Origin of the sequence: Microcystis sp. M090S1 (genome assembly GCF_020246295.1) — a bacterium.
Lineage (GTDB): Bacteria > Cyanobacteriota > Cyanobacteriia > Cyanobacteriales > Microcystaceae > Microcystis > Microcystis aeruginosa.
This window is the reverse complement of the sequence record NZ_JADBTF010000208.1, coordinates 1-10,403: the sequence shown is the minus strand read 5'-3', so window position 1 is coordinate 10,403 and position 10,403 is coordinate 1. Positions and strand designations below refer to the sequence as shown.

The window sequence follows — 10,403 nt, the reverse complement described above, 5'->3', positions numbered from 1 at the left end:
GTGGAAGCCTTGGAAGCTTTTCGGACAGCGATGTCTTTCCGTTTCTTTGAGTGGCTGACCGAGAATCGGGATGTGTTTGCCGCTTACAAAGCCAGTTTAGGCTTTGTTTGGGCTTGAAATTTGTTTAAGTCCCACTAAGCCAAATCGTGTTAAACTAATGTAGTTTTTTGCCGAAAGAGTTAAGTAAGTTTAAAAATGGATAAAAATGAATGGATTAGTAGATTCGATGATTTAATTTGTAGTCCTTCGATTCGAGAGTTTTATGGTGAAAGAGAGTTTTTTAATGTCGGTTATTGGCTCTCCCATACTCAAGATCAACAGGAAGCATCCTCTACTCTGATGGAGAAACTTTTAGAATTTATTCCCAACAAACAGGGAACAATTCTTGACGTTGGCTGTGGTTTAGGAGCAACTACTCATTATCTTCTCAAATATTACCCATTGACAGCAATTGTAGGCATTAACATTTCTCCGACACAAATTGCTAGAAGTCTCTTGAATTTTCCCGAGGGTAAATTTCTGTTAATGGACGCAGTAGAGATGGATTTTGCCGATCATTCTTTTGAGCAAATTATTTGTGTAGAAGCGGCTTTTTATTTTAATACCAGGCGGCAATTCCTCCAAGAAGCTTGGCGAGTATTAAAGCCGGGGGGAACCTTAATTCTCTCAGATCTGAGTTTTGCCACAACAGAACTTTTAGGGGATTGGACAGTTCCCCAAGCAAACACGGTCAAAGATAGGGCAGAGTATCAAAATCTTTATCAACAGGCAGGGTTTAAAGATGTTCAATTTGTCGAGGTGACGGAGGAGTGCTGGTTCAGACATTTTCGCCATCTTAAGTCTTGGTTAACAGAGGAATTGCAATCGGGAAAATTAGACGAAGAAACCTATAATTTAAACATTAAGCCTCTGGATAATTTGCTAAGTTCCTCGGCCATAACTTATTGGTTAGTTGCCGCCCAAAAGCCAGTCAATGTACTGTAATAGTTGTAAGTTTTTCTTGAATTTTTGGAGACAAAAAAAATGTTTGATTCCTTATCGGGTAAAAAAGTCGTTATTATTGGTGCAAGCTCTGGGATTGACCTAGCGATTGCCGAAAAATTGCTCTCCCTGGGGGCAAAAGTGGTGCTTTCCCATGCTTCTCAAGAGAAATTAGCTGCCGCTGTTGCCCTAATTTCCGGGGAGATTGAAGCCAAAACTGTTAATTTTTTAGAAGAAGATTCTGTTAATGCCTTTTTTGCAGAAATTGGCAACTTTGACCATTTAGTAGTCACCTCTCTCGGAGACAGAAATATGCCGCGAGCCTTATTAACCGAAATGACCACAGAAACGGCCCGGGGAGGTATGGAGAAATTCTGGGCAACCTTTTTAGCAGTGCGTGGCTCCCTGAAAACTTTGGCCAAGGACGGCTCTATTACCCTGACATCCAGCGTCACTATGTTCAAATATTCCAAAATGGGCGGAATTTCCGTCATAGCCGCCGCTAATAGTGCCGTAGCCGTATTTGGACGCGCCCTCGCCCTAGAAATCGCTCCTATTCGCGTTAACGTTGTTGCCCCCGGATTAATAGAAGATACAAGTATCTGGAGCAGTCAAGGTGATTCGGAACGCTCCGACCTGAGCAAATGGGCGGTTTCTGCTCTACCTGTCGAACATTTAGGGCAACCCGAAGAAGTCGCCCTAGCAGTATTGAGTTTGATTATCAACCCCTATATGACTGGTGTGGTTTTACCCGTGGACGGTGGAGTTACTCTTTAATCCCTAACCGGACTTAAACCCTCAACCAGGGAAAGTGATACTAAATCCTCTTTAAAGGGTATAGGAGGGAGTGGGAAGTGGGTTTTTAAAGTTGCATTAAGGGTTGATCATAGTACATAAGTTCGATTTTGCGATCGCTTGTCAGCCGCGCTCGATCGATGTTATTATGACTATCTCTCTAGGCTTTCTATATTTTTTCCTCTCGGTGGGATGTTTTTCTGTATGCTGGTAATAGTTTCCTTTTTTTAGCCGCATATCTCCCCCCCCCTATGGTCGATAGTCTTCCCCTACGCAATTTAAAATATTATTGTGACTTATTTTCTAAAATTAAAGTCAATAAGTCTAAGCAAAGTGGTGAAGCACCTTATAAGCCTATCTTATTATTATCAGTAATTGAGTTAATTAGTGATTCTCAAATTCAGGACAATAAAATCTATATTTCTGATGAATTAATCGATACTTTTGATAAATATTGGAAGCGTTTAAACCCAGATGCCTTCAAAGGTGGGTTAGCTTTACCATTCTTTCATCTTAAAAATGATGGATTTTGGAAGCTAAAGTTTAGTGATATTTATAGTGGGGGCCGTCCTCAAACTATTCCCAAAATTAGAGCAGATGTAGATTATGCGATTTTAGATGAGGAATTGTATAAACTTTTACAGGAACCAGAAGCTAGACGACAGCTAATTGATACTCTAATAGAAGCTTGGTTTTCTTCTAGTCAAAAGCAATTAGAAGATATTTTAGAAATTAATCAAGTCTTACAACAAGATGATGACACTCAACTAGATCGTAGCGTTTTAGATGAAGGAGAAACACAGACAAAATATTATTTTAGAAAGTCTATAGTTAGAGATGCGTTATTTCGCAAGTCAGTAGTCCATTTATACGATTATCAATGCTCTTTTTGTGGTCTTAAAGTCATCCACTCCTTGACACAAAGTATTGTCGATGGCGCACATATCAAACCTTTTGCCAGATTCTATGATAACCAGATAAACAATGGTTTATCTCTTTGTAAAAATCATCATTGGGCATTCGATCAAGGACTATTTACTATTGACGATCAATACAAAATTATGATTAGTCAAGACTTTCAAGAAATTTCTCCTAATGCTAAAGCCATTAAAGACTTTCATGGTATGAATATTTTATTACCCACTCTAGAAAATCACTATCCAAAACTTGAAGCTATCCAATGGCATCGTCAGAATATTTTTAGAAATTAGTTGATCTTTTTGTTGATAACATTATGCTTGAAAAAACAACTTCTATTTTTCCTAATCGTGCTATAGAGGAGTTCGTAGAAGATATCAAAAGTATTACTCAAGAAATACAAGAGTTATATTGTCTAGACAGTATTCCCTGGATCATAGGTGTATCTTGGGGAAAAGATAGCACAGCAGTTTTACAATTGGTTTGGAATGCGATCGCTAGTTTGCCAGAAGAAAAAAGACATAAAACAATTTATGTTATTACAACAGATACATTGGTAGAAAATCCTCTTGTATCTACTTGGGTTAACAAATGTATAAAAAAATTGGAAATATCGGCGAAAGATCATCAAATACCTATTAAACCTTATCAGATCAATCCTTCTGTTAAGGAAACTTTCTGGGTTTGTTTGATTGGGAAGGGCTATCCCGCACCACGACGAGGATTTCGCTGGTGTACTGAACGGATGAAAATACAACCTGTTAATTATTTTATTCGAGATGTTGTTAGAGAAAATGGTGAGGCAATAGTTATTTTAGGTGCGCGAAAAACGGAAAGCTCCGCACGATCAGTAACCATAGAAAGACATAAAGTAGGGAGATTAAGGGAGCGTCTTAGCCCTCATACTCACTTGATTAATTCACTTGTTTATACTCCCATAGAAGATTGGCGTACTGATGAAGTATGGATGTACTTAATGCAGTGGGAAAATCCCTGGGGAGGAGATAACAAAGAATTATTAGCAATGTATCGAGGAGCGACTGCGGATAATGAATGTCCCCTAGTGGTAGATACTTCCACTCCTAGCTGTGGAGATTCGCGCTTTGGTTGTTGGGTGTGTACGTTGGTGAATAAAGATAAATCGATGGAGGCAATGATACAGAATGACCAAGAAAAAGAATGGTTACAACCGCTTTTAGACCTTCGCAACGAATTAGATATAGAAGATGACCGACCAAAACGGGATTTTCGCCGTATCTTTGGGAAAGTACAATTATTTGAAAGAAACTTAAATGGAGAAATATCGATCGAACCCATACCGGGACCCTATACTAAAAAATGGCGAGAATATTGGCTGAGAAGGGTATTAGAGGCTCAGGAGAGCGTGCGTACTAATGCCCCAGAGGAGATGAAAGATATTACCCTAATTACCACGGAGGAACTCAGCGAAATTCGCCGGATTTGGAGGGAAGAAAAGCACGAATTTGATGACCAATTACCGAAGATTTATAAACAAGTGACTGGAGAAACTTTTCAAGACCCGCGACCGGGAGCGGATAATAATCTTTTGGGGAGTGAAGAATGGGATATACTCGCGGATATCTGTGCCGAGGATTCCATGCACCTAGAATTATTGGCTAAACTTATCGATACAGAACGTCAATATTTTCTCAAAATCTCTCGAAAGGGTATTTACAAAGACCTAGAAAAATGCTTTGAGTCTAGTTCTCGTAGTAAAGAGGAAGCGATCGAAAATGCTCGTTATGTCTATGATCTAAAGAATGCCGCTCAAAGTGGTAATATTGCCCAGGTGAAAGAACAACTCAAAGAGAGTTTTAGTGAACCGGAAAAAGACCCGCAAAAACAGTTAACTTGGGCCAGTATGAAATTCCCTACAACCGTTGAGGAGGAAGAATAACGGGTTTATTTTACCCGTAAACGTCCCTAGATTTTCCCGGCCGCATTTCCCCTATCTAGTCTTTCCGGTAAACTGGCGATCGAGTGGACAATCAATAAAATTACTGTTTCTCGACGACGAGATGAAACCCTACCAAAAAATTCCTATTCGTGAATGTGGGGAACCCCTAGTACCTATACCCGCAGATAAATTTGTTATCCCTTCTCCCCACGCTTACGAGAAATTAGGGGCTAATTATCGGGGTAAATCTCCCTATTTTTTGCGACAAGGGGTGTTAAATCCCCTGATTGACGCTCAAAACCGTCTGCAAGTCTATCAACCTGGTTGGCAAATTCTGATTTTTGATGCCTATCGACCGATCGAAGTGCAACAATTTATGGTCGATTATACTTTTCAGACTCTCCTAGACACAAGAGGATTAGCCAAAGAGAAACTATCAGAGGCAGAAAGTCAAGCGATTTTAACAGAAGTTTACACTATTTGGGCGTTTCCCAGCGATAATGCCGCCACTCCGCCTCCCCATAGTACCGGAGCGGCGATCGATATTACCCTGGTGGACGAGAAGGGACAAGCCATCCCCATGGGGGGAGAAATCGATGAGATCAGTGAGCGATCGCATCCCGATTATTATATCGCCGCAAAAAGCCCGCGAGAACAGAGTTATCATCAAAAACGAGTTTTATTGGCTAAAGTGATGGAGGAGGCGGGATTTAGCCGACATAAGGGGGAATGGTGGCATTTTTCCCTAGGGGATCAGATGTGGGCCTGGTCGCTCGATCGAGCCTACGCCATCTATGGCAGAGTGGAGGATTAAGTAGGGTTTGCGGCAAAAAGTTTCTTGTGGGGACAGGGTGTAGGGTGTAGGGTTTTACCGATTTTGAGGGGGTCAATTACCTAATTTTCAGGGGAAAAGTCCAGGGATTTTCCCCCCAATCACTTCCGTCGCCGGTACTTTTTGATTGACAAAAAGTCTAAAAGTCTTACCCAACAAGGTTTTTAGATTTATTCAGCCAACCCTATATCAATACTGATATACTAACAAAAGAAGACTCAAAGCTTAGACCAGCTTCTGATCGATGATCGCCAAAATTTGATCAACAAAAGCTTGGTGATCAACCACTGGTTTAGAAATATAACCATCGGCCTGACTCTGCTTGAGAAAATTCTCTCGATCGCCCTCCATAGCGTGAGCGGTGACGAGAATAACGGGTAAATCGGCGGTTTCGGGGTTAGCTTTGAGAATTTGGCTGATTTTAATGCCATCTACCGCTTTCCCTTCATAGACACTATGGGAGAGGGAGACATCCATTAAGATCACGTCCGCTTCCTTATCCCGAGCAATACGAAGCACTTCTTCCACGTCTTCGGTCCCTTTAACCTCTAGACCACCTCGTTTGGTCAAAATTTTGGCAAAAACGCGAAAATTAATCGGGTCGTCTTCTACAATCAAAACAGTCGTCATAGGGATGCTCAGGGATAAACAAGGTTAAAACGGGCAAAATGCCTTATGATTCACAGCTAGACAGATTGAAAACGAGAGACTCATGGCCAAACAACTGGATTTCTTAGCTAGTGGTCAAATTATACCCACGGCCTTACACCAAGAGATGGAACGATCCTATCTAGAATATGCCATGAGTGTGATCGTGGGGCGAGCCTTGCCGGATGTACGCGATGGACTAAAACCAGTACATCGTCGCATATTATACGCTATGCACGAACTGGGTTTAACCCCCGATCGCCCTTTTCGTAAATGTGCGCGGGTGGTGGGGGATGTCTTGGGTAAATATCATCCCCACGGCGATCAGTCAGTGTACGAGGCACTGGTTCGTATGGTACAGGATTTTTCCAGTCGTTACCCACTTTTATCGGGCCATGGTAACTTTGGTTCGATCGATAACGACCCCCCGGCGGCCATGCGTTATACAGAAACCCGTTTGGCTGGCATCGGTGATCAGGCGGTTTTAGGGGGAATTAGCGAAGCTATCGTTAATTTTAGCAGTAATTTTGATAATTCTCAACAGGAACCCGTTGTTTTACCCGCTCAGTTACCGATACTTATTCTTAATGGTTGTTCAGGTATTGCGGTGGGGATGGCGACTAATATTCCTCCCCATAATTTAGGGGAAGTGGTGGAAGGTTTAATCGCTTTGATTGATAATCCCGATTTAAGCGAGGAAAAGTTAGTAGAAATTATCCCCGGGCCCGATTTTCCCACGGGAGGCGAGATTTTAGATGATACCGGCATTCGGGAGGCTTATCGCACCGGTAGGGGGATTATTCCCGTGCGCGGAGTGGCGAAAACTGAAACAATTATCATTGAGGGCAAGCGCCGAAGGGAAAGGACGGCAATTGTGGTTACTGAGTTGCCTTTTCAGGTGAATAAGGCTGCATGGATCGAAAAAATCGCCGAATTAGTCAATTTAGGGAAATTGGAGGGAATTGCCGATATCCGCGATGAAAGTAATCGCGAAGGCATTCGGGTGGTGATTGAATTAAAGCGGGAAAGTCAACCGCAGCAGGTTTTGGCGGCTTTATACCAACAAACGGCCCTACAGACTAATTTTGGGGCGATTATCCTCGCTTTGGTCGATAATCAACCCCGGCAGTTATCTTTAAAACAAGTTTTACAGGAATTCTTGCGCTTTCGAGAAACGACTCTCACCCGTCAGTATGGCGATGAGTTGCAACAGGCCAGCGATCGCTTACACCTAGTCGAGGGTTTATTATTAGCTTTGCAGAATATCGATCGAGTGGTGGATATTCTCAAAAATGCTGCCGATGGGACGACGGCTAAGTATCGTTTTCAGGCAGAATTGGGCATTAGTGACGCTCAAGCTGATTCTATCTTGGCTATGCCCCTACGTCGTCTAACCGGTTTGGAAAGACAAAAATTAGAGACGGAAGCGACGGAATTACAAACAAAAATTCAACAGTTGGAAACCCTCCTCCATAACCGTCAGGAGTTTCTCAAGTCTCTGAAAAAAGAATTGCGCTCTTTAAAGAAAAAATTCGCCGATAGCAGACGGACAAAAATTCCCACTGGCAAGTCGGGGGACAGGAGACAGGAGACAGGAGACAGGAGACAGGAGACAGCAGGGAAGAAACTGGATTCTGTGGTTAAAAAACAGGAGACAGGAGAGAGGAGACAGGAGACAGAAGGGAAGAAACAGGATTCTGTGGTTAAAAAACAGGAGAATAAAGTTAAGAAAAAGTCTGAGAGTGAGAATGCACCGAGTTTAAGCCTATTTACGCCCCAAGAACCCCCAGAAAATGCGATTTTATTGCTTGATGCCGAAGATAAAATTAGTTGGACGACACCAGAAGAGCGAGTGCCGGACCGGGGTTTAATTATCTATCAACAGGCGATCGAAAAACGGGAAAATTTCCTAGTTATCCTCGATAATGCTAAAGCTTACCCGATTGCTACCCGGGAAGTTCCTCCAAAAGACAATCAACCGGTGTTAATCTCCAGTCTGCTGACCAAAACCGCCCAAAAAGATTCAGAAGCCGTGTTAAATCAATTTTTCTTGACGGAACCTCAAAAAAATCAAGAATTGCTTTTACTGAGTCAACAGGGGCGAATAAAGCGGCTTCCCATCGATGAATTAGAGGGTGTTGGTAGTCGGGGTTTGTCCCTCATGAAATTGAAAGAAGACGATCGCCTGTATGGCGCTATTTTTACTCACGAGGGTCTGGACTTAGCGATCGCCACCAGTAGCGGTCGGGTGTTGCGTTATCCCGTGCGCGAGGAATTATTGCCAATGATGAGTAAATCCGCTCAGGGTTTAGCAATTTTGCGATTGCGCTACGGGGAACATCTAGCCGGCTGTGTTTCTCTCCCTCATCGGCAAAATCTGCTGCTGATTTCGGGATTAGGTTACGGGAAAAGACTGGCGATCGAGAATTTACGCCTATCACAATTAGGCGATCTTGGTTCACCCGCTTTACAATTCGTCAACAAACAGGATAGTTTAGCGGCCATGGTAGCAGCCCGGGAGGGGAGTATAGTGTTATTAAGTACCAATCAGAATCGAAAACTACCCTTAGAGGTAGAGACTGTGACAGTTACGGGTAAAGACGGGACAGGTTCACAATTAGTCAAACTCAACCCCGCAGAAAAAATTATCAAAGCACAATTGTTACACCATCTCTAAACAATGGGGAAAAAATCGAAAAATTTTGTGCGTAAACACCGAAATTGGCAAAGATGGTTAAAACTAACTCTGATTCTGGTTTTTGGGTTTATTATCCTTAATCTAGCGATTAATTTAGCCGTCCGCTTGCCAATTAATCAACAAAAACCCATTGATGCCATCTTAGTTTTGGGGGGCAGCATTCGTCGGGAAATTTATGTAGCCAATCTAGCCCAGCAATACCCCGATATACCGATTTTAATTTCCCAAGGCTCGAAAGACCCCTGTATTTTATTACTATTTGAACGGGCAAAAGCGCCAAAAACTAACGTCTGGTTAGAAAAGTGTGCTGATTCTACCTTCGGCAATTTTTTCTTTGCCGTGCCAATTTTAAAACAATGGGGAGTACATAAAGTAAAAGTTGTCACCTCTCCTACTCATTTACCCCGCGCTAAATGGTTAGCAGAAATTCACTTGCAATCCCACGGTATAGCAGTAGAAATCGATGCAGTCCGAGAAATTGGTATCCCGGGTAATCACGAATCAAAGCTAAAAACTGGGTTAGATGTGACTAGAAGTATAATTTGGGCTTTTGTGGGACAATTAATCTATCCCCCCTGTTGGCAAGTCATTCCCTTAAATTCCGTTGATTTAGAAGCTTGGCACGATGAAGGTTTTAAATGTGAATCCCAAGGTAAGATCAGCTAAACAATACTCTCCCAGTTAGTTTTTTAGCGGCTGCATCCCATTTTTGTAAATCTACTAACTTGGGGTTTTTAAAGGCAAACTCTCTCTTCCCACTTGCCACTTTCCTATACCTTTTAAACAGGATTTAGTATCAGAAACCCTATTGGCTATTTGCGATCGCATCTAGAGCCAAATTCAGTTTCAGCAGGTTAACCCCCGGTTCGCCGAAGATGCCGAGAAAGCGCTCGTCGGTGTTTTTGATAATCAGTATCTCCACTTGATTCGTTGGTAATCCGCGTGAGCGCGCCACCCGCTCGATCTGCGCTCTGGCGGCCTCCGGGGTGATGTGGGGATCGAGACTCGATCCGGAGGTGTACACCAGAGCTGCGGTGGGTTTAATTCCCGTCTTCTCTAATCGGGGAATCTCCCCCTCGATTGCTTTTTTCGGGTCGGAATCGGGTTTTCCTTTAATTCGATCGATCAATACGGGGTTACTGGGAGCTAGGTTACTCGCCCCCGAAATTCCGGTTTGCAGGACTTTGTTAGGATCGTTTTTCGGATCGGCCGTACTGTAGGCGGTGGTACTTGGACGACTATTGAAATAGCGATCGCTGGTGAAAGGTTGCCCAATTAGAGCCGAACCCACCACTTGACCTTGATTATTGGTGATCAAACTCCCGTTCGCTTGCCAGGGAAAAAGAATTTGACCGATGGCGATCATCGAGAAAGGATAGATCAGCGCAGTGATCACCCAGAGAACTAGGGTAGAACGGATGGCTCTACCGGCCTCGCGTGCAAAACTCATAATTAAAACCTCTCCGGTACAAAGTTGACATCCTCACCGCCGTAAACGGACGGTGATTCCCAAACCTCACGATTTAGGTTTCTGCTTCTTTCCCGAAGGATTTTTCGCACCTGCCTTAACAGATTTACTCTGTTCTGGTCTTATGGTCGCTCCACAGACTGAC

At 42.9% G+C, this 10,403-nt stretch carries 9 protein-coding genes; 7 read left to right on the top strand and 2 right to left on the bottom strand.

Annotated features, from left to right (window positions below):
• Nucleotides 1–195: 195 nt before the first annotated feature.
• The 5 genes from IM477_RS09515 to IM477_RS09495 all read left to right on the top strand — a co-directional run bounded on the left by IM477_RS09515 (nucleotide 196) and on the right by IM477_RS09495 (nucleotide 5,426).
• Nucleotides 196–984 (top strand): class I SAM-dependent methyltransferase, encoded by a 789-nt coding sequence (locus tag IM477_RS09515; RefSeq protein ID WP_287731518.1) that lies wholly within the window; start codon nucleotides 196–198, stop codon nucleotides 982–984.
• Nucleotides 985–1,023: 39 nt separating this feature from the next.
• The gene (locus IM477_RS09510; RefSeq protein WP_287731517.1) at nucleotides 1,024–1,758 is read left to right on the top strand and encodes an SDR family oxidoreductase; all 735 of its coding nucleotides are present in this window, start codon (nucleotides 1,024–1,026) and stop codon (nucleotides 1,756–1,758) included.
• A 269-nt stretch (nucleotides 1,759–2,027) separates the two neighbouring features.
• Nucleotides 2,028–2,987, top strand: a complete 960-nt coding sequence (locus IM477_RS09505; RefSeq protein WP_287731516.1) for an HNH endonuclease — start codon at nucleotides 2,028–2,030, stop codon at nucleotides 2,985–2,987.
• 23 nt (nucleotides 2,988–3,010) lie between these two features.
• Complete coding sequence (dndC, locus tag IM477_RS09500; RefSeq protein WP_287731515.1) at nucleotides 3,011–4,612, top strand: DNA phosphorothioation system sulfurtransferase DndC; 1,602 nt, start codon at nucleotides 3,011–3,013, stop codon at nucleotides 4,610–4,612.
• A 121-nt stretch (nucleotides 4,613–4,733) separates the two neighbouring features.
• Nucleotides 4,734–5,426, top strand: coding sequence for a M15 family metallopeptidase (locus IM477_RS09495; protein WP_287731514.1), 693 nt, complete (start codon nucleotides 4,734–4,736; stop codon nucleotides 5,424–5,426).
• A 243-nt stretch (nucleotides 5,427–5,669) separates the two neighbouring features.
• Here IM477_RS09495 and IM477_RS09490 read toward each other — a convergent pair whose 3' ends face one another.
• Nucleotides 5,670–6,074 carry a response regulator gene (locus IM477_RS09490; protein WP_002761765.1) on the bottom strand — a complete coding sequence of 135 codons (405 nt, stop codon included), beginning with the start codon at nucleotides 6,072–6,074 and terminating at the stop codon, nucleotides 5,670–5,672.
• 82 nt (nucleotides 6,075–6,156) lie between these two features.
• On the opposite strand from IM477_RS09490, the gene IM477_RS09485 reads away from it, so the two are divergent.
• Both IM477_RS09485 and IM477_RS09480 read left to right on the top strand, forming a co-directional pair.
• Nucleotides 6,157–8,769, top strand: coding sequence for a DNA gyrase/topoisomerase IV subunit A (locus IM477_RS09485; protein WP_287731513.1), 2,613 nt, complete (start codon nucleotides 6,157–6,159; stop codon nucleotides 8,767–8,769).
• Nucleotides 8,770–8,772: 3 nt separating this feature from the next.
• A complete protein-coding gene (locus IM477_RS09480) occupies nucleotides 8,773–9,456 on the top strand; it encodes a YdcF family protein (protein WP_287731512.1) in 684 nt (227 codons plus the stop codon).
• A gap of 139 nt (nucleotides 9,457–9,595) precedes the next feature.
• Here the strand turns inward: IM477_RS09480 and kdpC are convergent, their stop codons facing one another.
• Nucleotides 9,596–10,240, bottom strand: coding sequence for a K(+)-transporting ATPase subunit C (gene kdpC, locus IM477_RS09475; protein WP_287731510.1), 645 nt, complete (start codon nucleotides 10,238–10,240; stop codon nucleotides 9,596–9,598).
• Nucleotides 10,241–10,403 lie beyond the last annotated feature (163 nt).